A 24,013-nucleotide genomic window follows, 5' to 3' on the forward strand; every position below is an offset into this window, starting at 1 on the left:
TGTATGAGGCAGGTTACCCACGCGTTACTCACCCGTCCGCCACTCAGTCACAAAAGACTTCATCCGAAGAATCTGTCTTAAGTGCTTCGTTCGACTTGCATGTGTTAAGCACGCCGCCAGCGTTCATCCTGAGCCAGGATCAAACTCTCATGTTTAAGTGTTTGAATCCGGTCCAGAAATCACAACTAGCAATTTCTTTCCCGTATTACTGTTAAAAGGTGTTCAATCTTATTTCTAAAAACAAACTGTTCTTGAATTATTCTCTTAGAATTTTCAAGGTTTACACTGTTCAGTTATCAAGGTTCGTTTCATTGTCTTTGTCGTTCCTTACCGAAGCGACTTGACTATCTTATCACATTCATTCTCGCTTGTCAAGAACTTTTTTAACTTTTTTGAAGAAGTTTTTGAAGTTCTTTTTAGAAGAATGTGCCCGCTCTCTCAAGCGGAACTTGTTTATCTTACCATGTCCGAAAGCGTTTGTCAACAACTTTTTTAAAGAATTTTCAAATTCTTTTTGGTAAGAAACGGAGAAAGAGGGATTTGAACCCTCGCGCCGGGATTACCGACCTACACCCTTAGCAGGGGCGCCTCTTCAGCCTCTTGAGTATTTCTCCTGAAGTTCATTTTCTACGATATTCACTTCACGTCAAGTTCGACGCATAGGTTATTATACTTGATGGATTTTAGTTTGTCAACCTGTTTTTTACGTTTTTGTTACATATTTTTATATCACTCACTTGCAAAGTTAAATTCCACCCCTCTGTGGAATTTAATCCTGCAAAAGCTAGCTTCTCTTTTTTATAATAAGAAGAATATCAACTTGCTGTCCCTCCATCTTGATGCCATCCTCTTTCTTAAAAACTTACACCGGTTAGTAACGTGTGCTGTCAGGCGTACTTACATAAGAAAAGGCCTGTCCCTTTTCAAAAGACTGGCCTTTTCTTATTGAAGAACTATTTTATTTTCAAACTGTTCCTTTAGTTGGCATTGCTGGCCGCAATCTTTACCTTGCTCCAGAGATTGCCGATTACTTTACGGGTATCGTCGTTGAACACGAATACCTCGTCCTTCGGATATCCCACCCGGGGCAGGTAAGCGTTAATTCCTTCGTAGTCGCCGCCTTCTCCGGACAGCACGTCCAGAACCTCCTGATTCGGCGAGGTATAGCCTACATAGCTGGAATTGTCATAGGCGTAATCATAGGAAGTGACAAAATTAATAAACTCATGGGCCAGCTCTACGTTTTTCGCGTTAGCGGGAATTACCATGGAATCGTACCACAGATTGGTTCCGCTCTCCGGCAGGTAGTAGCCCATATTCTCATTTTCCGCCATAATGTAAGCAGCGTCGCCGGAATAACATAAGGCAAGGGCTTTTCTTCCCTGAGCCATGTTGTCGATGACCTCGTCGGTTACGATTTCCGGCTTCATGGTCTGGACGCACTCTACCAGCCACTGATAAGCCTCCTGAAGTTCCGCCTCATTTTCTGTATTCATGGAATAGCCCAGGGCCTTCAGAGCCATCATGAAGGAATCCCGCTCGGAATCGTAGAGATAGATATCTCCCCGGTACTTGGTATCCTTGAAGATATTGAAGCCCTCCCGCTCCAGATCCTCCTCGCTCACCTTGGTCTTATCGTATACGATACCTACGGTTCCCCAGAAATAGGATACGGAATACGCGTCGTCCGGATCGAAGGCCGGATGCTTCACCGAATCGGTGATCTCGTCCATACAGGTCAAAAGCTCCGGCTTCAGCTTCTGCAGATAACCCTCGTCCATCAGACGCTGAATCATATAATCACTGGGAATCAGTACATCATAGTTTTCCTCATTTGCCACCTTGATATACATCTGCTCATTGGAATCGAAGTATTCCATGGCGACAGTTGCCCCGGTTGCCTTCTCAAAATCCGGAATTACATTTTCTCCCATATATTCACCAGGCATATAGACCGACAGGGTCTGTCCCGCATAGGGAAGATCCTGACCGGCGGAACCGATTTTCACCAGACAGATCAGGAGAATCACAGCGGCTGCCGCGCAGCCCGGCAGTACAAAGCTCCTTCTGCCCACTTCGTCCTTCTTCTGCCGCTTCGCCATCAGCATGGGCACCACGTTGATCAGCACCAGCACAACGGTGATAATGATAACCACCAGCGTCGATACCGCATTGATACTGGGATTGATCCGCTTGCTCATGGTGTAGACCACGATACTCAGGTTCTTGACTCCGCCTCCGGTTACAAAATAGGAAATGATAAAATCATCTACCGACATGGTAAACGCAATCAGCGCGCCGGAAATGATACCCGGCGTAATCTCCGGCACGATGACGCGGATCAATGCCTGCCAGGGCGTAGCGCCCAGATCCATGGCCGCGTCTGCCAGGTTGGGATCCAGGGAGCGGATCTTCGGCATGACGGAGAGCATTACATAGGGAATACAAAAAGCGATATGGGCCAGCAGCATGGTTGCGTAGCCCTTTTCGATTTTAAAGGTAATAAACAGCAGCATAAAGCCGATAGCCGTCACAATCTCCGGATTCATCATGGGGAAATTGTTAACCTGATCCATCACGTCCCGAATGATTTTCTTTGATTTACTCAGGCCGATGGCGGAAATGGTTCCCACTGCCGTGGAAATCATCGTGGCGATAATCGCCACCGTAAAGGTGGTGTACAGAGCCTCCATCATATCCTTGGAGTCCAGCATATGCTGATACCAGCGCAGGGAAAAGCCGGTAAAGGCCGTCAGGGATTTTCCTGCGTTGAAGGAAAAAATAATCATATACAGGATCGGCAGATAAAAGAAGGCAAGGGTCAAAACCATCAGGATTTTTCCAAAAGTACGGTTTCCTTTTTTCATTGGTCTACTCTTCCTCCTTTCCGCCACGGTTGCGTTTCTCCACCTTACGAACCGCCATCATCATTACCATCATAATGACTGCCATAATCATGGAAATGGCGCTACCGAAGTTCCATTCTCCTACGGTAATAAACTGGTTCTCGATCATATTTCCGATGAGGAAATACTGTCCGCCGCCCAGAAGCTTCGGGATAAAGAAGGAGCTGACTGCCGGCAGGAATACCAGGGTAATTCCATTGATGACACCGGGCAGGGACAGGGGCAGGGTTACCCGCCGGAAGGTCTGCACCCGGTTGGCTCCCAGATCCGCGCTGGCCTCCAGAAGGGACGGATCCATCTTACAGAGGGCGGTGTTGATCTGCAGCACCATAAAGGGCAGGAAGTTATATACCATACCCAGAAGCACCGCGCCCTGTGTATACAGAAGTTCTGTATGGCCCAAGCCGAAGACGCCGAGAATACGGGAAATCAGTCCGCCCTCACTCAGAAGGCCAATCCAGGCATAGGTACGCACCAGCATATTGATCCACATGGGAATCGTAATGCCAAGCACCAGGATATTCTGGACACGCTCGCTGCTGCGGGCGATAAAAAACGCAATCGGATAGCCCAGAAGCAGGCAGATGATCGTCGTCTTCACTGCTATCCAGATGGAACGCCAGAGGATTATCAGGAAATCCGGGTCGGTAAAAAATCTGACGTAATGATCCAGGGTGAATTTAAAGGACACAATGCTGTTACCCTGCTCTGTCACAGAATACATGGCGATCAGAAGCATCGGCAGTACCAGCATCAGTGCCGCCCATACGATGTACGGGACTGCAAGCTGTGAAAATTTCTTCATTTAGAACAGCATCCTCTCCATAACATGAATATCCTCCGGGAAGAATGTCAGGCCGACCTCCTGACCGACTTCCGAATAATCGGTGGTGTGAATCTTAAACTCCCGTCCGGTGGTCCAGAAGGTAATCGGGTAGCTGCCTTCTTTGATGTTCTCCGGATCGAAGTCGTAGTCTACGCTGACGTCCACGCTCTGATTTTCGTCGCTCAGCTTCCAGCCCTGGGCATTTGCCCAGGTCTTGATATCCGTATCCAGAGCCTGAGACTCCTGGATCTCGTCTACAGTTCTGGCGAAGTTGAAGGCCATGACTGCCTCATTTGCCTTCTCATTTTTCACGAAGGGCTGATTTACCACGTAAATGGTACGCTCGATGGTGGTTCCGCCTGCTGCCGTAAAGCGCACCGGATACTCACCCAGCTCTTCCTTCACATCGTACTCCACCTTATGGATGGAGATGTACTCATCGGTCTCCGGATTCCATGCCTGGGCATTGGAAAGAGCGATAACCTCCTTGTCATCCAGGGACTTCACATCCTCCACATCCACGTAGAAGTTGCTGGCGCTCATCTTCTCCCTGCCATCGGCGCTGGTCACATCCTGATTGCTGATGACGTGCATATTGACCGTAACGCTGGTTCCGGGTACGGTCTCCACAATAATCTCATAATGTACGCCCTTGAACAGCACGCTTAAGACCTCTCCTGTCATTTTGCCGTCTTTTACATCCACGATGTCGATATCCTCGGGACGGATGACCACCTCCACCGGCTCATTCGGCTTAAACCCGAAGTCCACACAGTCGAAGGTGATATCGTCGAAGCGTACCTTGTAGTCCTCCAGCATGACGCCCGGAATGATGTTACTCTCGCCGATGAAATTGGCTACAAAGCGGTTGGTGGGCTCGTTGTAGATCTCCTCCGGCGTTCCCACCTGCTGGATTTCTCCGTTGTTCATGACCACGATCTTATCCGACATGGTCAGGGCCTCCTCCTGATCGTGGGTTACGAAGATAAAGGTAATGCCGACCTCCTGCTGAATCCGCTTCAGCTCGTACTGCATTTCCTTGCGGAGCTTCAGATCCAGGGCCGCCAGCGGCTCGTCCAGAAGCAGCACCTTCGGCTCGTTGACCAGCGCCCGGGCAATGGCCACACGCTGCTGCTGTCCGCCGGACAGCAGGGTGGTATTTTTATTCTCATAGCCCTCCAGGCCGATAAGCTTCAGCATTTTCATGACCTTCTGATCGATGATATCCTTACTCATCTTCTTGATCTTCAGTCCGAAAGCGATATTTTCGTATACGCTCAAATGGGGAAACAGGGCGTATTTCTGAAATACGGTGTTCAGCTCCCGCTCGTAGGAGGGTTTCTTGCTGATCTCTTCACCGTCGAAGATGACGCTTCCCTCGTCCGCGTCCAGGAAACCGCCCAGAATCCGGAGCAGGGTCGTCTTTCCGCAGCCGCTGGGTCCTAAAAGAGTGACAAATTCCTTTTCATTGATGTCCAGATTGACTCCCTTCAGAATCACCTGGCCGTCAAAGCTTTTCACAATATTTCGAAAGCTTATCAGTGTATTCTGTTCCATAACACATCTCCTCCTAAAACATGGGGGGTGTGGTGATCCACAAGATCTTTGCGTCACTCTTCCCATGATTGTATAAATAATGGCTTTCGGTCCCGTCCAGATAGAAGGTCTCCCGGGCCTTTATTTTGTATTTTTTGCTGCCGCAGACCAGCGTTACGCTGCCCTTCTGCACATAGCCGAATTCCTCCCCGTCAAAGGCAGGCATTCCCTGACTCTTTTTTCCCGGGTGGAGGGTCAGGAGAATAGGCTCCATCTTATTCTTCTGGGCATTGGGAATCACCCATTCGATACAATAATCCGGCTGCTCGTCCACAAAAAACTCCTGGGTGGAAAAAATCACCTGCTTCTCCGGCTCCTCATGGAAAAACTCAGACAGATTAGTTCCCAGGGCCTCCAGGATATCCTCCAGGGTGGCGATACTGGGAGCCGTCAGGTTCCGCTCCACCTGGGACAGAAACCCCTTGGTCAGTTCGCTGCGGGATGCCAGATCCTCCAGGGTCAGCTCCTTCTGCTGACGCAGCTCTTTCAGCTTCTTGCCGATATCCACGGCGCACCTCCTGTTTTCTTATACTAAACTTTTTATTTAAAATTGCAAAATCATTTTACATTATACACAGTCGCCCGAAAAATTCAATAGTTTTAAACAATTTTTTTAGTAATATCGAATTTCCATATTTTTTCTGTGGCCGTTTTTGCCCGTAAAAATGCCCCCGGCTTCATTTGAAGTCGGAGGCGCTTCTCACTTGTGTATTTTTTCTAAAATTAGTGGTGGAACAGACGGATTCCGGTAAATGCCATTACCATATCATATTTATCGCAGGTCTCAATAACCAGATCGTCACGGACAGATCCGCCGGGCTCCGCAATATATTTTACGCCGCTCTTTTTCGCCCGCTCAATGTTGTCGCTGAAGGGGAAGAAGGCGTCGCTTCCAACGGTCACGTCCTTCATCTGGGACAGCCATGCCTTCTTTTCTTCCTCGGTGAACACCTCCGGCTTTACCTTGAAGCTCCGCTCCCAGGCGCCGTCTGCCAGCACGTCCATGTACTCGTTGCCGATGTAGACGTCGATGGCGTTGTCACGGTCGGCACGGCCGATGCCGTCCACGAACTGGAGACCCAGTACCTTTGGGCTCTGACGCAGGAACCAGTTGTCAGCCTTCTGGCCTGCCAGGCGGGTGCAGTGTACACGGGACTGCTGGCCTGCGCCTACGCCGATGGCCTGTCCGTCCTTGACGAAGCAGACAGAGTTGGACTGGGTGTATTTCAGGGTAATCAGGGCGATCTTCATGTCGCGCTTGGCATTCTCCGGAAGATCTTTATTTTTTGTCACGATATTGGAAATGAGTTCGTCGTTGATGGGAAGCTCCTGACGGCCCTGCTCGAAGGTCACGCCAAAGACCTCCTTATGCTCCAGGGGAGCCGGCTTGTAGTCGGTATCAATCTGAATGACCACATAATTTCCTTTTTTCTTCTGCTTCAGGATCTCCAGCGCCTCCTCTGTAAAGCCCGGAGCGATAACGCCGTCGGATACCTCTCTCTTGATGATGGAAGCGGTGTCCTTGTCGCAGACGTCAGACAGGGCGATGAAATCACCGAAGGAGGACATACGGTCTGCGCCTCTGGCTCTTGCGTAAGCGCAGGCCAGGGGAGACAGGTCGCCCATATCGTCTACCCAGTAAATTTTCTTTAAGGTATCGTCCAGCGGAAGGCCTACTGCTGCGCCTGCCGGGGATACGTGCTTAAAGGAGGTGGCTGCCGGAAGTCCGGTGGCCGCCTTCAGCTCTCTGACCAGCTGCCAGCCGTTGAAGGCGTCCAGGAAATTGATGTAGCCGGGACGGCCGGAAAGGACGGTGATGGGAAGGTCGGATCCGTCTGCCACGTAGATGCGGGACGGTTTCTGGTTCGGGTTGCAGCCGTATTTCAGTTCCAGTTCTTTCATTTCCTTAGTCCTCCTGATTTTTATTTTTGATGACGGTTTCGTATCTGCCGGTGGCAATGTCGATGTAACGCACGAACAGGGATACCTTGTTCTCCGGGTTCAGGTTGTTCCAGAGCATATTGGTGAATTTTTCCATATCGTCCGGAATAGCAACCAGCTTGGGCTCGCCCTCAAAGCTGGGGAGCGGATTGCCGTCATGCAGATAGGTGTGAATGAAGTGACCCTCGCCTGCAGCGCAGTTCTCATAAGAGAAGGTATAGCGGTTGCAGCATGCGGGATCGCCGTTGTTGCTCTTTAAGATAGACAGGGAGTAGCTGTATCCGCCGTTTTCCAGCTCCATCAGGCCTGAGATCCGCGGGGTATAGTTGGGGGCGTCCGGCTCGAATTCCCGGCTTCTGAGGGACTGCTCAAAGGTTAGGCCCTTCTCCATTCCCTCGTAGACGGTGTCTGTCTGGTCGCCGTTGGTAACGATGGTTCTGTGTCCCAGTACCCGGACCGGAGCGTAGATAATCAGGCTCGGATCCGTCAGCTTGGAAGGATCATAGGCCTGGGTGCGGATGCCCTCTCCCTCCTCCACGAAGATACGGTTGCGGCTGTTCTCACTTCTTCCCATGATAAAATAAGCTGCTACCGCTTTAGTTCCGTCCTCGGAACGGCCCAGTACGATACCTCTTCCGGGGTATGCGTTTTCCTGAAGCTCCTGTGCCAGTGAAATCATGTCCATTACTTTTTCCTCCTGCGAAATGCGATCTATAAGGCCTGAAACGAAAAGGAACCGATCCATCCCAGGCTTCTTCTCTGCCCAGACGGTCGGCTCTCAAACCCTTATACTCCCTGTGGTAAACTCCACTTCCGTCAGTTGTATAAGTTAGTTTTAACATAGCATTTCCGGACGGGGGTTGTCAAGCCCTGCGCCCGTTTTTTCTGTTTTCTGTCTGCCTTCTATCTACTTCCGAACAGATTCATCACAATACAGCCCACCAGAATCAGGGCCATTCCCACATTGCCCACCGGCGAAACCCGTTCTCCGAACAGAACCCGGGAAAAGCTGCAGTGACAGATCAGATAAGCCAGAAGGCTGAAGACGGTGGGAAGCAATCTGGTGTAGCCTTCTGAGGATTTTAAAAGTGTGGTCGCTGTAATCTCGGCACAGATGGCCAGCGCCAGAAATACGTATGGCATACGTCCCTCCTGCTAATTGGTGATTGTCCTGCCGTCTATCCGATCAAAGAAATGGATTTTTTCCGGCAGATAAGCGTAGCTTACTTTTCCTCCCGGTTCAGATAGACCATTGCCTCGGACCCCAGCATCTCATATACCTCTACGGTTCCCGCTCCGTGGACGCTGCCGCCTTCTGTGGGATTCAGGATCACGTGCTCCGGACGGATACCCAGGGTCACTGCCCGGCCGATATAATTGCCCCGTCGAAGCTTTTCTGTCTTTTCCTTCGTCAGTTCTATGCGGTTCCCATTTTCTTCCAGGTACAGACCGCCGTTGGGATCGTATTTTACGACTGCTTCCGCGAAATTCATGGGCGGCGTTCCGATAAAGCCTGCCACAAACTGATTGGCCGGATAGCGGAACAGGCGCTCCGGCGTATCCACCTGCTGCACCACGCCGTCCTTCATGACAACAATCCGGGTTCCCAGGGTCATGGCCTCGGTCTGATCGTGGGTCACGTAGATAAATGTAGAATTCAGCTTATGATACAGGCTGGCGATTTCCACCCGCATCTGTCCCCGGAGCTTGGCGTCCAGGTTGGACAAAGGCTCGTCCATCAGAAAGACTTTGGGATTGCGGACGATAGCGCGTCCCATGGCTACACGCTGCTTCTGTCCGCCGGACAGCTCCGAAGGCTTCCGATCCAGCACCTCGGTCAGGCCCAGGATCTCTGCGGCCTCATTTACCTTGGCCTCGATGACTTCCTTCTTCTCATGACGGATATGCAGACTGTAACCGATGTTTTTTTCTTACCGTCATATGGGGATACAGGGCGTAGTTCTGAAAGACCATAGCAATGTCCCGATCACAGGCCTCCACCTCATTCATGCGCTCGCCGTCGATATACAGCTCTCCCCCGCTGATATTTTCCAGTCCTGCTATCATACGCAGGGTTGTGGATTTTCCGCAGCCGGAGGGACCTACAAAAATAATAAATTCATTGTCCTGTATCTCCAGGTTAAAATCCTTCACTGCTTCAAATCCGTTTTCATATCGTTTACACACATGCTTTTCGTTGCTGTGTCTGCTGTCATAAAATCCCAGTCCGTAAAACTGATCCAAACCGACCTGAGAATCGGATAAATCCAGAAAATAAAAAGTGGAATCAGTGCCGGTAAAACAAAGAGCAGCACAGCTCCCAGGTTTCTTACTTCGGATCTCTTTCTGCTTCTTTTCACTTTAATCTCCTTTTGATGTCGCCTTTGTAAGGGTAATACCGAAAGGTAAATGAAATATGCAGGTTTTGTTAAAATTGAGTTTGAGGATTGTCAAAAGAAATAAAACTTCTTAAAAAAATACAGCAGAACGGATACAAATCCGTTCTGCTGTATTTAGGGTAATGGAGTTAATAATATTATTAAAATATTATTCAATATAATATTTATGCCAGGTTGAAACAGATGCGGAAACCGCTTTTGTAGCTTTCCTGAAATCCTTTTCCTTCAGTCCTTCGAATATTTTTTTATGAATTTTCAAAGTATTCTGTCCTGCTGCAGTCTTAAACTTACTTGTTGTAACCTTAATTTCCGACTGCATAAATTTCAATAAAAAGCTATACATATATTCTATCAACCTGTTATGCGTTGCCCTTCCCAACGCTCGATGAAAAGCTTCCTCATGAGCATAAATAATTTGTTCGTCAAAATCCGATTCTGTAATTTTTTCCTCAAAATCATCCAGAATACGCTGTATTTCATTACATTCCTCTTCTGTTACATGCTTGATTGCGTCCTTTATGACTCCCAGTTCAAACAACTCTCTAAGCTCCCTCATTTCTTCTATATCATTTCCCTGATATATGATACCGAAAATCAACGGATCCAGACATTGCTCTCCTATTTCACTGGCTATATAAGTACCATTTCCTCTTTTGATTTCGACAATTCCAAAAGCCGACAGAACCTTCATTGCTTCCCTTACTGAACCACGGCTGACATTCATCGCATTTGCCAACTCATTTTCCGGAGGAATCAAATCACCAGGCTTTAATTCCTTTGCAAGTAAAAGGCTCTTAATTTTATCTATTACCACGTCTGTGGCTGTTTTCTTTTTTTTATTATCCTTCTCCAGCAAAGAAATAATATCCCTATTCTGTCTTTCCATTCTTTTCCCCCATATGATAGAATTTTATTTTCATTGTACCATATAATTCAGTCTAAAAGCACAGATCTTTCTCAAATAACATGGATCATTTTTTATTTATTCAAAAAAGAATCCACATTATCCGCTGTGATAAGATACAGTCCTGTATCGACATTCTGCGGTATATTCAGAATACCATTTTCTTTATCGTTTGCTGTGATAGCTGCAGAGGAATGATTGTATGCAAACAGTACAGCACCACCCCAATAAGAAAACAGCTGTCTTTTCTGTCCCACAAGCGCATAGAATTTTCCATCCTTTAACTGCTGAAGCTGCGTATCCTCAGCATTCGTTCCCGTGGCAATTACGCTTCCTGCTTTTCCCATTTCCTCAATGGCCGTTCCAAGTCCCGGGGTAGAACCATCAAAACAGGAAATTGCCGCAATATCCGGAGTAGATGTCATCAAATCTTCTGCAATCTGACAAGCCGTCTCGATCGACCCGTTTGCAGAATAAGCGTCTACAAACTCCATTCCTGTACCAGCAATGGTATCTTTAAATCCATCCAGTGCATCTTCCTGCGTTTCTGTTCCCTGCTGATAAATAACGGCACATTTTCCTTTTCCTCCAGTAGCTTCAATTACTGCCTCCGCATGCTTTACACCAAGCTGATACCAATCTGTTCCAATGAAGCAAAGTCTCTTTGAATCAGATACATCCGCATCAATCGTTACAACCGGAATTCCCGCATCCACTGCTGCATCAATAGAATCCTTCAACGAAGATTCCATGCCGATTACCATAATTCCTGCCGGTTTCGTTGCTACCACCTGATCTAATGCCGCTGCCTGTCCTGCCACATCATAATCAGTCGGACCTACTACACTGACTTTTACCCCATAATCCTCTGCAAATTGCTTTAAACCTGCCTGATCTGAATTTACAAACATGGACTGATTAGACAGACAGGAAACCCACACATATTCCTCATTTGAATAATCAGCCTTCTGGCCATCTCCTGCGTCTGTAGCCGCAGATGAATCTCCACAGCCTGACAATGCCATTGTCGCTGTCATTGCAATTGCTAAAACCCCTGCTAAAATTCTCTTTTTCCCCATACTTTTTCTCCTTTTCTTTGGTTTTATTTTTTTATTCTGATTCGGTTTCGTTTGATAATAACATCTGTCGAAACAGCCACAATCAGAATAATACCCACAACAATATCCTGCCAACTGGATGCAACTCTGCCCATAATCATAATATTATCTACAAGGCTCGTAAACAACACACCAAAAACTGCTCCTAAAACAGTTCCATATCCTCCTGTAAGACTTGCTCCACCCAGAACGCATGCCGTAATTGCTGTCATCTCCATTCCTTCTCCAATAGAAGAAACGGCTGCTCCCATTCTCGCCACCTGAATAATACCTGCCAGTCCTGCCAACAATGCGCTATTTACATACCCCAGTACTTTCGTCTGAATTACATTAATACCGGATAACTGTGCAGCTTTTTCATTTCCTCCTATGTAATAAAATCGCCGGAAAAACTTTGTCTTGGCTACCAGAAAGCTATAAATAGCACAGAGAATAATCATATAAAATACCGGTGCGCGAAATCCTCCTATTTTCCAGCCAACAAGATCTGTAAATACAGGTGGAAGATTAGTAATTCCCGAACCCGCAATCAACATTGCGATTCCTCTGATCAGCCCCTGCATGGATAAGGTTACAATCATTGGATTTACACCAACAACCGCAATTAATATACCATTAACTACTCCAACAAGCCCTGCTACAGCTAACGCGACAATAATCGCAATTACCATCGGAACATTATGGTGCATCATTAGATTTGCGCAGAGTGCTCCCGACAGCGCTACAACCGCTCCCACAGAAAGATCAATTCCTCCGGCTGCCAACACAACCAACATTCCAATACATACTATTGCATTCACTGCCATATTTAGCGCTACCGACTGAGCATTTGCAATTGTCGCGAATGAATTGCTCCAGATAAGACTGGATACTATAATAACAATAAAATTAATTGCCCCCAGCGACACAATTCTGTTCTGTAAAATCATCATCAGATTGATTCTTTTTTTCATGCTATCTTCTCCTTTTATGCTAATCCTGATGAATAACGCATAATTGCTTCCTCATTCATCTCGCTTCTTTTGCATTCACCGCTTATATGTCCTGCATGCATCACAATTACTCTGTCACTAATCTGCAATATTTCCGGCAAATCTGAAGATATGGCAATAACACAGGTCCCTTTCTTTGCAAGCTTTCTCATAATTCTGTATATCTCAGACTTCGAACCTACATCCACTCCCTTTGTAGGTTCATCTACAATTAGAATTTTGGGATTTACTAACAACCATTTTGCAAATACAACCTTTTGCTGGTTTCCACCAGAAAGCTCCCCCACCAATTTTTTAACATCCGGTGTCGCTATATTCAGAATTTCTCTATATTTCTCGGCAACCTCAAATTCCATTTTGTCAGATAAAAATCCATTTTTTTCAGCAGCATTCATGTTACCCGATATAATATTTGACGCGATACTCTGTTCCAGAAACAGGCCTTCTTCCTTCCGATCCTCCGGCAGATATCCTATTCCACATTGAATTGCTTCCGTTGTATTATGAATTTTTACCTTTTTCCCGTATACTGTAATCTCTCCTGAATAGAGTCTGTCTGCACCTACAATTGCTCGAAACGTTTCTGTTCGTCCCGCCCCGGCCAGACCAGAAAAACCCAGAATTTCTCCCTCATACGCTTCAAAGTTAATATTTTCAAACCTTGCTCCACACAGATTTTCAACCTTCAATGCCACTTTATCTGTATAATAAGGTTTATATGCATCAATTACCAAATCTCGGCCAATCATCATCTGAATCAATTGATCCATATTCGTATCAACCGTATTTTTGGTTCCTATATACTTTCCGTCTTTTAGAACACTTACCCTATCTGAAATTTCAAAGATTTCTTCAAGTCTGTGTGAAATATAAATCACTGAAATCTTCTTGCTCTTAAATTCCTGAATTAATTCAAATAACACCTTTGTTTCCCGATCCGTCAGGGCTGCCGTCGGTTCGTCAAACACAATCAGTTTACAATCTGTAGTCATGGCCTTTGCAATTTCTACCATTTGCTGATCTGCCGGCGAAACATCTTGTATTAGCATTTTAGGATTTAGGTCTAATTTTATTTTCTGACAGGCTTCTTTTGTCCTTCTGGACAATTCTTTTCCATCAATAAACCCAAATCTGTTCAAAGGCTCCTTGTCCGCAAAAATATTTTCTTCCACTGAAAGATTTCCTACCAGACTTCTCTCCTGATACACTACGGCTATACCTGCCTCAATAGCTTCCGACTGATTTGCGAACGCTACCCTGTCTCCTTTTATTTTCAAATAGCCCTCGTCCGGTCTGTAATTACCTGCCAAAACGTTAATCAGTGTGCTTTTTCCGGCTCCATTTTCTCCGCATATAGCATGCACTTCACCCTCTCTGATATCAAAGCTGACTTTGTCCAATGCTCTGATCCCGGGAAATATTTTTGATACCCCACAAACTTCAAGGAAAAGGTTATTCTCCATCTTTTTCCTCCTTATTTTGTTTTCAACTCAAACGCTTCGATGACTGTACCTGATAAAACCCGTTCCAAGTCCTCCGAATCGGAAATCAGATTTCTATACTTTAACAGTTCCATAGGAACATTGCGCGGATGGTCTGATGAGAACATTACTTTATTAACGCCACAGCTTTCTATCACTGCCTTTGTTGCTGAGATTCCTAACCAACTGGGCTCTATATAAATCTGATCATACGTCTTTGTCAGAAAAACTGCCTCACTTTTCAGAAGATCTGTTCCCGCATGGGCAATTACAATTTTCACATCCGGAAATTGCTTTGCTGCCGGCAATATCATCATTGGATCCGAAAAGGGAGCTCCAGATCCGGTATGCACCATAACCGTGATTTTTAATTCTCTTGCCATATCAAAAATCTTCATTCCATCTTTTGAGGCAGGATTCACCGCATGCGCAATGGGTGTAATCTTTACCCCTACAAATCCCAATTCTTTCACACATCTCTTTAATTCGTCATATACTTCTTCATCCTTAAAATGTGGATTAATAGAAGCCATTCCATAAAAAAGTCCTTTTCCGGCATCACAGAATTCTGCTATTCTGTTATGATATGCCTTTGTTTCTTCTATATAAGGCCGGGAAATAAAAGGCTGAATGATTGCGCCATCTACATGATCTTTTCTATACTGAGTGATCAGCTCCTCTTCTGTGATTTCCTCATCAAACACATAATCATGTCCCAAGTGCGCATGTGCATCAATAATCATACTTCCGTCCTCCTTATCATCTTTTAAACATCATACCTTTCTTGTGACCCCATCCTAGCACATCCGGTTATATGTGTCAATACAATTTTATATTTTTTATATTTTGCATTAATTTATTTGATATTTTTGTGCATTTTTCCTATTTCCCAGATTATTATTTTATTTTTGATTTTTTAGTTGACTTTTTATTTGTGTTGTTTTATAATCGAAAACATAAAACATCTGATGTTTAAATCTTAATACAAAAGGAGAATGTCTTATGGAAAAAATAACTATTTTAGGCGCCGGTGGAAAAATGGGTGCCAGAATTACAGACAGCCTTCTTCGGAATGGCTATCATCCCTGTCTGGTTGAAAATGATAAAAGTAAAATTCCTTCTATTGAACATAAAGGACTTCCAATTGAGTCCCCTGAAAAAGCGCTTTCTGATTGCGACGTTGTAATCTTCGCTCTTCCTGACAGACTTTTAGGAAAGCTTACCGCACAATATGCTCCTATGGTAAAACCCGGAACATTAATCATTTTGCTTGATCCTGCCGCAGTATTTGCAGAAGAAGCTTTTATACGGGCAGACTGTACCACTGCTGTAATTCATCCCTGCCATCCACAGCTTTTCTTTGAGCAGCCAAATGAAGAAGCCAGAAATGATCATTTTGGAGGTGTTGCTGCCCTTCAGGATATTGTAATTGCTTACGTTTCTGGTGAAAGAAAGCTTTTTGACGATTTGGCTATGCCATTGAGTAAAAAAATGTTTTCACCGGTAATGAACAGCTTTGAAATTACCGTTGAACAAATGGCACTTCTCGAGCCTGCTGCTACAGAAGTGGTAAATACTGCCCTTATCAAATGTATGACAGAAGTAGTTGACGAAATTGTAAAAGTCGGCGTTCCGGAAGCAGCTGCCCGCTCATTTATCCTTGGTCATATGCAGATGGGACTTTCTATCTATTTTCTGCATACCAATCCTCTGTCAGATGCAGCTAAAATTGCAGCAAGCAATGGGTATAAAAAAGTTATTAATCCTAACTGGCGTGAAGCGCTTGATATTGAATTCACACGTACCATTGTAAAAGCTATGCTTCATCCGGATCAGTATCAACAGTAATGGAGGTTTCCCATGAAACTTGGACTCAGCACCTGTACCTATACCTGGAATTTTGGTGTTGCTAATTATCCACAGCCTTCTCATCCTTTTACTCTGGATGTCTTGTTTGACAAGGCTTTTAAACACCATATTCCTGTTGTTCAGATTTTAGACAATATTGTTCCTTTGCATCTTTTTTCGGATTCTGATTTATATGATATTCGAAAATCCGCAGATGCACATTGTCTACAACTTGAAATCGGAACCCGTGGAATTACTCCCCATATTTTGAAACAATATCTTCATATTGCTGAAATTACAGGTTCTACCCTTGTACGTACTATTATGGATGGGGATGGCGCTCATCCAAGTGTTTCCGAAGGTATTTCCTGGATCGAAGAGGTTTTACCTTCCTATGAAGCCGCAGGAATTAGTCTTGCGATAGAAAATCATGATTTACGTCATGTTGCTGAATTAAAAGAACTGACAGAAACAATCGATAGTCCTTATCTTGGTACCTGTATTGACTGTGTAAACTCCCTTGGAATTCAGGAATGTCAAGCTCAGGTCATAGAAGCGTTGCTTCCTCAGGCAATTAATTTTCATTATAAAGACTTTACAATTCGGCGAACTGATTATGACATGGGATTTATTGTTCAGGGCTGTGTTGCCGGACAGGGAATGACTGATATGGATTATATGATTAAAAATCGAAATCATTCCAAAAAAAATTTTAATCTTATTTTGGAACAGTGGATGCCCTGGTTGGGAACGATTGAAGAAACCACCGCTTTAGAAGAACAGTGGGCTGAAGAAAGTATACGCTATCTTCAAGATAAATTTAAATTGCTTTTTTCTAATTAATTTCATAATCCTAATGGGAACAGCAGCTTTATGATTTTTCATAGAGCTGCTGTTTCTATCTACATACCGAACTTTTCTCCGACTCGGATGGCCAGCGCGTCTTTTCCGTGGCCGATCTGCCGGGTTTTCAGAATCGGAAGCTCTGATCCTGCGTAACGACAGACCAGCTCCTCTATGGTCGGGGAACAGCCCCTGTCCTCCATCTCCGTAAAGGTGCCGAGAAGCAGGGATTTTATCTGCCGGAATACGCCAAGCTGCCTTAGCTGGCTGAAGTACGTAACCATCTTCGGGACGCCGCCGCTCCAGGACTCCAGAAGAAGGATTTTGTCCTGCATATCCGGCCAGTATTCCGTCCCCGCCAGCTTCAGAAGGCAGCGGATATTCCCGCCCACCAGAGTGCCGCAGAACTCAGAGAGCTCCTGCTTCTGTCCTTTTTGCACGTATTGGCAGGAAATTTGAAATAAATCCGATTGTTTCTGTAATATTGTATTTTCAAAGGCCGGACGGCGAAAGAATCCGCCGTCCGAAACAAGATTCCGGGCCTGATAAAGGACGGAAGACCTGCCGGTCTTCGCATAGATGGCATTCAGAATCGTGGTCAGATCACTGTAGCCCCAGAATTCTGCCTGGCTTTTTCCGATCACCTCGTAATCCAGATAAGGCAGAAGCTCATTGGCCAGATCGCCGCCTGACAGATCCAGTATCGCCTGTACCTCCGGATCCCGGTAGAAGCTCATCAGAGCTTCGGCCCGTTCTTCCGCAGTGCCGCTGAAGACAGAACAAAAAACCGGATCCTTCTCATATAGGCAGGGACTTACGCAGGGCGTGAAGCCCAGCCCCTCCAGGTATGCGCAAAGCTCCTCCACGCTCCCTTTTTTCCGTACTTCCAGACCGTTTGAACAGGCCACCAGCGCTATTTTTCTCATATCCCGGTCACCACAGCTGTCACCAGCTCCTTAAACTGCTTCGCCACCCGGTCTGCCGTTTCCTGTACCTCTGCATGGTTCAGTTCCCTGGCCGACATACCGGCCGCCAGGTTGGTGATGCAGGAGATTCCGCAGATCTCCATGCCCATATGCCGGGCCGCGATTGCTTCACAGGCGGTACTCATGCCGACCGCGTCTGCGCCCAGACTCCGAAACATGCGGATCTCAGCCGGGGTCTCATAGGACGGGCCTGTCAGCTGGATATAGACGCCCTCCTTCAGGGGGATGCCCAGCTTTTCTGCCTCTTTTCTTATCACCCGGCCCATACGGCGGCTGTAGACCTCGCTCATATCCGGAAACCGGGGTCCCAGCTCATCCAGATTCGTTCCGATCAGAGGATTGGGTACCATGGAGGAAATGTGATCGGTAATCAGCATAAAATCTCCGGGAGTGAACTCAAAGTTCATGCCGCCTGCCGCATTGGTGAGCAGAAGCTTTTTGGCACCCATCATACCCATAAGACGGGTGGGCAGCACCACTTCTTCCATGGAGTAGCCCTCGTAATAATGAACCCGGCCCTGCATGATTACCACCGGAACCTGATTCACGTAACCGAAGACAAACCGTCCTTTGTGTCCGGGTACGGTGGACACTGGGAAGCCTTCGATCTCCCGGTAGCTGACCTCAGCCCGGATATCAATGCTCTCCGCGTAATCGCCCAGACCTGAGCCCAGAATCAGCGCCACCTCCGGCTGAAAATCCGTTTTTTCCCGAATACATCTCATACAGTTCTGCAGTTTTTCCAGTGCTTTGCTCATAGACATACCTTCCTTTGCTTATGAATGGAACCTTATTTTATTGCTGCTTCCTTTTCCTGTTCCGCAATGGTTTTTACGATCCGCTCCCGCACCAGCTCGGCGATGGCGGTGGTCTTCAGATCCTTATATTCCTCGTAGAAAATCGGCTCCAAGAAATGAACCTGAACCGTAACCGGGGCGATACTGTTCCGATCAAAGGGCTCAAAGGCGTTCAAAAGCGCCACCGGAACGATGGGCGCCCTGGCCTTCACAGCGCATTTGAAGCTGCCGCCCTTGAAATCCCCCACCTGATTTCCATGTTTCGATCGGGTTCCTTCCGGGAAAATCAGATAGTTCCGTCCGTTTTTGACCTCCTCGGTCACAGCCAGAATTACCTGCAGGGACTGACGTACATCCTCCCGATCCATGATTTTCGCTTTCATGATCCGGAACACCTGCTTCAGAAACGGCACGTCCTTTACTTCTTTTTTTGCCACCACCGAGAAGGGCTGATCGCAGGCCTCAATAATCGCCAGCACATCGAAGAGTCCCTGGTGGTTGGGGAAAAAGACAAAGCTTTCCCCTGTGGGAATATGTTCTCTTCCATGTACGTCGATTTTCACCCGTCCTCCCTTATTGGCGTGAAGGGTGATTTTTTTCAGCAGCGCGTATTTCTCCGGCTCCGGAATCTCCTCCGTATGCTTTGCGAAATGACACAGCTGCCACCACCAATAGGGTACAAAAGGCAGATTATACAATACCATCAAAATAATTCTTCTCATCTTTATTTCCTTCTCTTTATCTTTCTGTAAGCTTCAGCGTCTCAAACTCTGTCTTTATCGAAACCTGCTTTCCTGCCAGGCTGCCACTGATGAAATCCAGCATCATGGACTGAATCTTATCGGAATAGCTCCAGTAGGGGCTGGTAGTCAATGGAATCAGAAAGCTTCCTTCACTTCCGTCGAAGGTAAAGCGGTGAGCCTCTTTCACGCCCTTCCCTTCATTCATGAAGTACACCACGCCCTGGAATTTCAAAGGCTCCCCGGATCCGCTTTCGTCCCTGACCGTAATCCGCAGGAAGGGAATCTCAGAGCCATCCCGGTTCTCCGGAAAGGCGTAGAGAAAATAGTTTTCCTCGGCATTCAGAATATACCGATCATCGCCCAGCTCTGAGGCGTTGGTGTCTAATAGGCTCCAGTCTGTCTTCAGCGCCTCCGTCTCCTGCTCCTTCAGCACTTCATTGCCCCAGGCCTTCGGAAGCATTTTCAGATCCTCGATGTGCTGGAGCTTTCCAAACTCCTCGTAGGCCGGTTCAAACCGGGCCCGCACCTCGTCGTCGTTGGTCAGGAAAATGATATTCTTATACTTGCAGGGCGTATAGTGCTTCTGCAGATACTGGTACATGTAGTAATTCCGGGTACTTAGGGATCCGGAATCGTGCTGCCAGGCAGGCGCCACGATCAGGATTTCCGGCTGCTTTTCCTGCAGCACCTCGATGGCTCGGATCTGCATCACCCGGTTGTTGGTGTTGTAGGTACTGCTGAAGGGCATCAGGTTTTCTTTATTCAGAATATTGTAATGGGACAGCTGGTTCGTCATATCCACAACCTTCTTATCCCGGCAGAGATCATTGACCAGGGTATTCAGGTTCATCAGCTCTTCCTTCTGCTCTTCCGTAATGTAAATATTGCCGAGGCCCGGGATGCCCGTTTCCTCCACGGTGGCGTAAGTATAATCGTCACTGATCGTATCCCGCTCGAACACCTTCGCGGGCATAATCAGAAGATTGCTTCCCCTGGTTACCACCGTCGCCAGGAACAGAAGGGCCATCATACCCGCTGTCCACAGGGAAAAGCGTTTTTCCAGGGAAGGCAGGAAAATCATCAAAATCAGAAACAGGCTGCAGATGGTAGTTACGATAATCCCCCGCTCGCCAAACTGGGTCCGCACGAAGGTATAACGCACGATCACCAGATTGAAAATAATCAGGAAAAACAGAGCGTACAGGGCAAGCTTTTTCTCTTCTCCTTCTTTTCCTGCCGGGAAAATCAGGGCTGCCAGAAGGGAAAGTCCGAAGCCAAAGGTGGCGTACCAGACAAAGGGACTTGCAAGCTCCTCCCGCAGAATATCCCCGGTGGTTTCGAGAATCGCCGCCGAATTTTCCACAATATATCGAAGAATCGCGAAAAACATGGGAATAAAGCAAATTCCCAGAATCAGAAGCGGAATATACCAGGGCAGAATTTTCCGCCGCACTTCTTTTTCGTTCAGGCGGAAGAAGATTTTCCAGCCCTTCTCATGGAAGCACTCCCAGAGAATCATAGGCAGGGTCGCCAGGGCGCAGGCTCCGCCGATAGAGGAATTCCAGGCGATGGACAGGATCGAGATAAAGGTCCAGCTCCAGAGCTGCATGGAAAAATCCTTCCGCATTTTTTTTGAAAATACGATCACGATAAAGGGCAGCGCAAAGGCCCAGCGCACGTAATAGTACTTGTCTCCGAACAGGGAGAACAACAGCACGCAGAGAAGCCCCAGCAGCTGATTGTCGATAAAATAGTAGAACACCGCCGCCGTTGCCATGGCGATGAGGACACAGCCCACGGTCATAGCCGGTTCAATGGACGCATAGGTTCCGTCAAATAACAGCTTTCCCACTGCCGCCTGGAAATAATCGCATACTCCGTGGATCGGCATGGTATCGATATAGGGCACAATGCCGTAATTCAGAAGCTCATGCAGCGGCTCTGAAATTTCTCCGTAATGGTACATCTCCAGGGGCGTGCCGGAAATCGTTCCGTTTGGCAGCGTCCAGGAGGCGAAAACTGCCAGGGAGAGGAAAGTCGGAAGAGAAAGCGCCGGTCTGGAATCTTCCCTGTACTTTCTGAAAAATTTCCTGTTGTACAGGGTACATACAACTATCAGTATAAGAACTACAGTCTGCATTTTCACATTCTGATAAAGCCGGATAACCTGTCCTTCGCGAATATATTCATAATTTCCAAGCATCAGAAAAGAAATCGGCAGGATCCACTGTCCCCACTGCATATATTTGTTCAGCTGTTCTCGGTTTGGTTTTCTCTTTTGCGGATCTTTTCCACATTTATAGTTAAAAAACAGAAAGATACCCACACCGATCAGAGTTATGCACTGAACTATGGGGAAAAGCTTCTCCAACCACGCCTGTATACCCAAAAACGCTTCCATTCCATAGCCAAATAAGGCCAGAATGAACTGGGAAATCAGTATCAGAAAGCAGGCGTCCTCAAACCACCCATAGCTTTCACGCTGCTTCGCCGTATATTCTTTTGTCCGATCAAAACTGCCGCAAAGCCGGCTCCATTTCTTCGAAAGCAGAGTCAGAAGCACCGCATACAGAAGAAAAACGCCCAGCAGTCCGCCGATAAACAGATTCGCCAGGGTCATATCTCCCTGCTTATAGTAGGCGGTCCAGGTGGTATAGCCTGTGACAAACTCCGTATATTCCGGCATCCGCTGATACAATACCCGCATAACCAACCAGCACAGGAGGGCGGTGGACGGGATCGTCAGCAGGGCTGAAATGACGCATATTTTCTGTGAAAAATATTTTTTCATAGTCTAAAACCTTTCCTATATTTGCCCATGTTTCCAGGGCATCCAGGGATACCCGTAGGGTATTTCCTATATTTGCCCATGTTTTCAGGGCATCCAGGGATACCCGTAGGGTATTCCTATATTTGCCCATGTTTCCAGGGCGTCCAGGGATACCCGTAGGGTATTTCCTTTGGTTTCTCTTACTTTTCTTTCCTATGGCTGTTCCATTTTCTCAGCGTTCCCGACAGCCCTGCAGCCGCGCCCGGAAGCATACACACAAAATACGGGAAGATATACTGGGACTTGGCCTCCCAGATGGTGTGGAAGAAAAATCCCCCCAGAATCACCATGGGCAGAAAAAGCTCCGGAAGCTGCCACCGGTTTTCCACTTTTATGCCGATCAAAAATCCTGCAAAAACCGCCGCGAAGACCAGAAGCTGAAACAGGTTCATGTATTCGCTAAGCACCTGATACAGCTTGCCCTCATAGATGCTCTGAACAATGGTAGAAAAAACACCGCTGTGAAACTGATTAACCCAGAGGGCCTCGTAGGTGGGCTCGTTCCACTGGGACAGGGTTTTTCTCAGGTAAAAGCGGGCGGTATAGACCGGATCCTTCCGAAATTGCCTCAATGACTCCCCGATTGCCTCTTTGGCAATGGCGTCGCTGGCTACCGAGTCGCAGTCCGAGTTTACATAAGTATCAAAGTTAAATGCGTTGTACCAGCCCTCGGCCCGCTCACCCTCTTGCATGCCCATGGCCACCCAGAGGGATTTGGGCATGCCGCTCTCGATCGTAAAGCCGGAGCGTGACTCATAAAAAGCCGTTAGACTTTTACTCAAAAACACAGTCAAACCGATCAAAATCAAGATGGCGGCCAGGCTCTTTCCGGCTTTTTTGATCCTTACGCCACTCTTTTTTACTGCGTCATATAAAAGCAGAAGCACCAACGCCACCAGAAAGATACTGTAGTTATTCTTCACCAGAATCGAAATTCCAATCAAAATTCCGGAGCTTACCGCATAACGCCATTTTCCCTGCTCTAAAAAAAACAACAGTGCGTAAAAAGCCCCCAGCGCAAAGGCCAGTCCCAACATAATACCGTAGAGAAAGGTGCTGTACAGTATGAGCTGGATACATCCCATGGACGCCAGTAGCACCAGCCGATCCGTGTTTTGATCGTGATAAAGCCTGTCGGTAATTTTGTAAAGCAGATAGACCACCACACCATTTGCCAGAGCGGTCAGGTACATAAACGCTTTCCAGTTTTCTCCCCCGGTCAGCCGGTACAGAACCTCCAGAATCGCCGACAGACCCAACTGATTCGGGTAGATCTGCATATATTTTCCATGCTCAAAAAACAGAAAATTATTCTGGGTCATCAGGTAGGATACCCAGGAAACCGCTTTCTGATCGGCCTCCGGGTAGGTATGGCTTGCCTGAATCCAGAGGATGCTCATACCGATTACAAAAAGAACCGCAATCGCCGCCAATGCCTTTGTGGAAATTTTCTCAAATATTTGTTTTTTATATAATATATATAGGATTCCCACAACAGCCGCCAGGAACAACAGATTTAGCGGAATCAAATCCCACCGATACTCCGGTCGCTCCGCGTAAGAGGAATTCGGTGTGAAATAGGCAGTGCTTAACATGCTGGCCACCGTCAGAAAACCGAACAGCAGAATGGACAGCCAGAGTACCACACCGTCCGCCGCCCGTAACAATTTATTTTGCATAAAATCTCCGTTCTTTATCGTAAAATACATGTTCCTGAATGCTTTCTTTGAGCGTAAGCCTTTCGTTTCAGAAAGTATTTCAGGTCAAAAAAATTACATTGAATCCGCATTACCGGGAAAGGTA

General features: G+C 46.9%; 18 protein-coding genes, 1 tRNA gene, 1 rRNA gene, 2 pseudogenes and 1 riboswitch. Of the genes and pseudogenes, 2 read left to right on the forward strand and 20 right to left on the reverse strand.

Features of this window, described 5'->3' with window-relative positions; translation table 11 throughout:
* From WMO29_RS08715 to WMO29_RS08785, 15 genes and pseudogenes are all read right to left on the reverse strand, one after another.
* A 16S ribosomal RNA gene (locus WMO29_RS08715) occupies nucleotides 1-155 on the reverse strand; the annotation flags it as partial.
* A 370-nt stretch (nucleotides 156-525) separates the two neighbouring features.
* Nucleotides 526-614, reverse strand: a tRNA-Ser gene (locus WMO29_RS08720).
* A gap of 363 nt (nucleotides 615-977) precedes the next feature.
* A complete protein-coding gene (locus WMO29_RS08725; RefSeq protein ID WP_349164534.1) occupies nucleotides 978-2,867 on the reverse strand; it encodes an extracellular solute-binding protein in 1,890 nt (629 codons plus the stop codon).
* A 4-nt stretch (nucleotides 2,868-2,871) separates the two neighbouring features.
* The gene (locus WMO29_RS08730) at nucleotides 2,872-3,711 is read right to left on the reverse strand and encodes an ABC transporter permease subunit (protein ID WP_178038726.1); all 840 of its coding nucleotides are present in this window, start codon (nucleotides 3,709-3,711) and stop codon (nucleotides 2,872-2,874) included.
* A 492-nt stretch (nucleotides 3,712-4,203) separates the two neighbouring features.
* Nucleotides 4,204-5,289: pseudogene (locus tag WMO29_RS08735) on the reverse strand (ABC transporter ATP-binding protein); the annotation flags it as partial.
* 13 nt (nucleotides 5,290-5,302) lie between these two features.
* Nucleotides 5,303-5,836, reverse strand: coding sequence for a helix-turn-helix domain-containing protein (locus WMO29_RS08740; protein WP_349164536.1), 534 nt, complete (start codon nucleotides 5,834-5,836; stop codon nucleotides 5,303-5,305).
* Between the two features lie 215 nt (nucleotides 5,837-6,051).
* On the reverse strand, nucleotides 6,052-7,230 hold the full coding sequence (locus WMO29_RS08745; protein WP_349164537.1) for a phosphoribosylaminoimidazolecarboxamide formyltransferase: 1,179 nt from the start codon (nucleotides 7,228-7,230) through the stop codon (nucleotides 6,052-6,054).
* 4 nt (nucleotides 7,231-7,234) lie between these two features.
* Entirely contained in the window at nucleotides 7,235-7,954 is a 720-nt protein-coding gene (locus tag WMO29_RS08750; RefSeq protein WP_349164538.1) for an IMP cyclohydrolase, read from the reverse strand.
* A gap of 69 nt (nucleotides 7,955-8,023) precedes the next feature.
* A riboswitch (ZMP/ZTP riboswitch) is annotated at nucleotides 8,024-8,103 on the reverse strand.
* Nucleotides 8,104-8,172: 69 nt separating this feature from the next.
* Nucleotides 8,173-8,412 (reverse strand): DMT family transporter, encoded by a 240-nt coding sequence (locus WMO29_RS08755; RefSeq protein ID WP_349164539.1) that lies wholly within the window; start codon nucleotides 8,410-8,412, stop codon nucleotides 8,173-8,175.
* Between the two features lie 86 nt (nucleotides 8,413-8,498).
* Nucleotides 8,499-9,495: pseudogene (locus tag WMO29_RS08760) on the reverse strand (ABC transporter ATP-binding protein); the annotation flags it as partial.
* Between the two features lie 321 nt (nucleotides 9,496-9,816).
* Entirely contained in the window at nucleotides 9,817-10,554 is a 738-nt protein-coding gene (locus tag WMO29_RS08765) for a FadR/GntR family transcriptional regulator (protein ID WP_349164540.1), read from the reverse strand.
* Between the two features lie 92 nt (nucleotides 10,555-10,646).
* Nucleotides 10,647-11,765: a substrate-binding domain-containing protein gene (locus WMO29_RS08770; RefSeq protein WP_349164541.1), complete on the reverse strand. Its 1,119-nt coding sequence runs from the start codon at nucleotides 11,763-11,765 to the stop codon at nucleotides 10,647-10,649.
* Entirely contained in the window at nucleotides 11,675-12,643 is a 969-nt protein-coding gene (locus tag WMO29_RS08775) for an ABC transporter permease (protein ID WP_349164542.1), read from the reverse strand. The genes WMO29_RS08770 and WMO29_RS08775 overlap by 91 nt, the downstream gene beginning before the upstream one ends.
* Before the next feature lie 14 nt (nucleotides 12,644-12,657).
* The gene (locus tag WMO29_RS08780; RefSeq protein ID WP_349164543.1) at nucleotides 12,658-14,145 is read right to left on the reverse strand and encodes a sugar ABC transporter ATP-binding protein; all 1,488 of its coding nucleotides are present in this window, start codon (nucleotides 14,143-14,145) and stop codon (nucleotides 12,658-12,660) included.
* A gap of 11 nt (nucleotides 14,146-14,156) precedes the next feature.
* Nucleotides 14,157-14,906 (reverse strand): amidohydrolase family protein, encoded by a 750-nt coding sequence (locus WMO29_RS08785; RefSeq protein WP_349164544.1) that lies wholly within the window; start codon nucleotides 14,904-14,906, stop codon nucleotides 14,157-14,159.
* Nucleotides 14,907-15,165: 259 nt separating this feature from the next.
* Here WMO29_RS08785 and WMO29_RS08790 point away from each other — a divergent pair, with 259 nt between their 5' ends.
* Together WMO29_RS08790 and WMO29_RS08795 are read left to right on the forward strand one after the other, a co-directional pair.
* Nucleotides 15,166-16,011 carry a phosphogluconate dehydrogenase C-terminal domain-containing protein gene (locus WMO29_RS08790; protein ID WP_349164545.1) on the forward strand — a complete coding sequence of 282 codons (846 nt, stop codon included), beginning with the start codon at nucleotides 15,166-15,168 and terminating at the stop codon, nucleotides 16,009-16,011.
* Nucleotides 16,012-16,023: 12 nt separating this feature from the next.
* Nucleotides 16,024-16,854 (forward strand): sugar phosphate isomerase/epimerase family protein, encoded by an 831-nt coding sequence (locus tag WMO29_RS08795; protein ID WP_349164546.1) that lies wholly within the window; start codon nucleotides 16,024-16,026, stop codon nucleotides 16,852-16,854.
* 59 nt (nucleotides 16,855-16,913) lie between these two features.
* Here WMO29_RS08795 and WMO29_RS08800 read toward each other — a convergent pair whose 3' ends face one another.
* The 5 genes from WMO29_RS08800 to WMO29_RS08820 form a co-directional block, all read right to left on the reverse strand.
* On the reverse strand, nucleotides 16,914-17,780 hold the full coding sequence (locus WMO29_RS08800; RefSeq protein WP_349164547.1) for a S66 family peptidase: 867 nt from the start codon (nucleotides 17,778-17,780) through the stop codon (nucleotides 16,914-16,916).
* On the reverse strand, nucleotides 17,777-18,598 hold the full coding sequence (locus WMO29_RS08805; RefSeq protein ID WP_349164548.1) for a purine-nucleoside phosphorylase: 822 nt from the start codon (nucleotides 18,596-18,598) through the stop codon (nucleotides 17,777-17,779). The genes WMO29_RS08800 and WMO29_RS08805 overlap by 4 nt, the downstream gene beginning before the upstream one ends.
* A gap of 32 nt (nucleotides 18,599-18,630) precedes the next feature.
* On the reverse strand, nucleotides 18,631-19,359 hold the full coding sequence (locus tag WMO29_RS08810) for a lysophospholipid acyltransferase family protein (protein ID WP_349164549.1): 729 nt from the start codon (nucleotides 19,357-19,359) through the stop codon (nucleotides 18,631-18,633).
* A gap of 16 nt (nucleotides 19,360-19,375) precedes the next feature.
* Complete coding sequence (locus WMO29_RS08815; protein ID WP_349164550.1) at nucleotides 19,376-22,171, reverse strand: hypothetical protein; 2,796 nt, start codon at nucleotides 22,169-22,171, stop codon at nucleotides 19,376-19,378.
* Nucleotides 22,172-22,350: 179 nt separating this feature from the next.
* Entirely contained in the window at nucleotides 22,351-23,889 is a 1,539-nt protein-coding gene (locus WMO29_RS08820; protein WP_349164551.1) for a glycosyltransferase family 39 protein, read from the reverse strand.
* Nucleotides 23,890-24,013 lie beyond the last annotated feature (124 nt).

Origin of the sequence: Laedolimicola intestinihominis (assembly GCF_040096155.1) — a bacterium.
GTDB lineage: Bacteria > Bacillota > Clostridia > Lachnospirales > Lachnospiraceae > Laedolimicola > Laedolimicola intestinihominis.

What these genes read in the sequence shown, in the direction of transcription:
- WMO29_RS08725 (WP_349164534.1), bottom strand. Translation starts at nt 2,867, where the DNA reads ATGAAAAAAGGAAACCGTACTTTTGGAAAAATCCTGATGGTTTTGACC.
- WMO29_RS08730 (WP_178038726.1), bottom strand. Translation starts at nt 3,711, where the DNA reads ATGAAGAAATTTTCACAGCTTGCAGTCCCGTACATCGTATGGGCGGCA.
- WMO29_RS08745 (WP_349164537.1), bottom strand. Translation starts at nt 7,230, where the DNA reads ATGAAAGAACTGGAACTGAAATACGGCTGCAACCCGAACCAGAAACCG.
- WMO29_RS08750 (WP_349164538.1), bottom strand. Translation starts at nt 7,954, where the DNA reads ATGGACATGATTTCACTGGCACAGGAGCTTCAGGAAAACGCATACCCC.
- WMO29_RS08755 (WP_349164539.1), bottom strand. Translation starts at nt 8,412, where the DNA reads ATGCCATACGTATTTCTGGCGCTGGCCATCTGTGCCGAGATTACAGCG.
- WMO29_RS08765 (WP_349164540.1), bottom strand. Translation starts at nt 10,554, where the DNA reads ATGGAAAGACAGAATAGGGATATTATTTCTTTGCTGGAGAAGGATAAT.
- WMO29_RS08775 (WP_349164542.1), bottom strand. Translation starts at nt 12,643, where the DNA reads ATGAAAAAAAGAATCAATCTGATGATGATTTTACAGAACAGAATTGTG.
- WMO29_RS08780 (WP_349164543.1), bottom strand. Translation starts at nt 14,145, where the DNA reads ATGGAGAATAACCTTTTCCTTGAAGTTTGTGGGGTATCAAAAATATTT.
- WMO29_RS08785 (WP_349164544.1), bottom strand. Translation starts at nt 14,906, where the DNA reads ATGATTATTGATGCACATGCGCACTTGGGACATGATTATGTGTTTGAT.
- WMO29_RS08790 (WP_349164545.1), top strand. Translation starts at nt 15,166, where the DNA reads ATGGAAAAAATAACTATTTTAGGCGCCGGTGGAAAAATGGGTGCCAGA.
- WMO29_RS08795 (WP_349164546.1), top strand. Translation starts at nt 16,024, where the DNA reads ATGAAACTTGGACTCAGCACCTGTACCTATACCTGGAATTTTGGTGTT.
- WMO29_RS08800 (WP_349164547.1), bottom strand. Translation starts at nt 17,780, where the DNA reads ATGAGAAAAATAGCGCTGGTGGCCTGTTCAAACGGTCTGGAAGTACGG.
- WMO29_RS08805 (WP_349164548.1), bottom strand. Translation starts at nt 18,598, where the DNA reads ATGAGCAAAGCACTGGAAAAACTGCAGAACTGTATGAGATGTATTCGG.
- WMO29_RS08810 (WP_349164549.1), bottom strand. Translation starts at nt 19,359, where the DNA reads ATGAGAAGAATTATTTTGATGGTATTGTATAATCTGCCTTTTGTACCC.
- WMO29_RS08815 (WP_349164550.1), bottom strand. Translation starts at nt 22,171, where the DNA reads ATGAAAAAATATTTTTCACAGAAAATATGCGTCATTTCAGCCCTGCTG.
- WMO29_RS08820 (WP_349164551.1), bottom strand. Translation starts at nt 23,889, where the DNA reads ATGCAAAATAAATTGTTACGGGCGGCGGACGGTGTGGTACTCTGGCTG.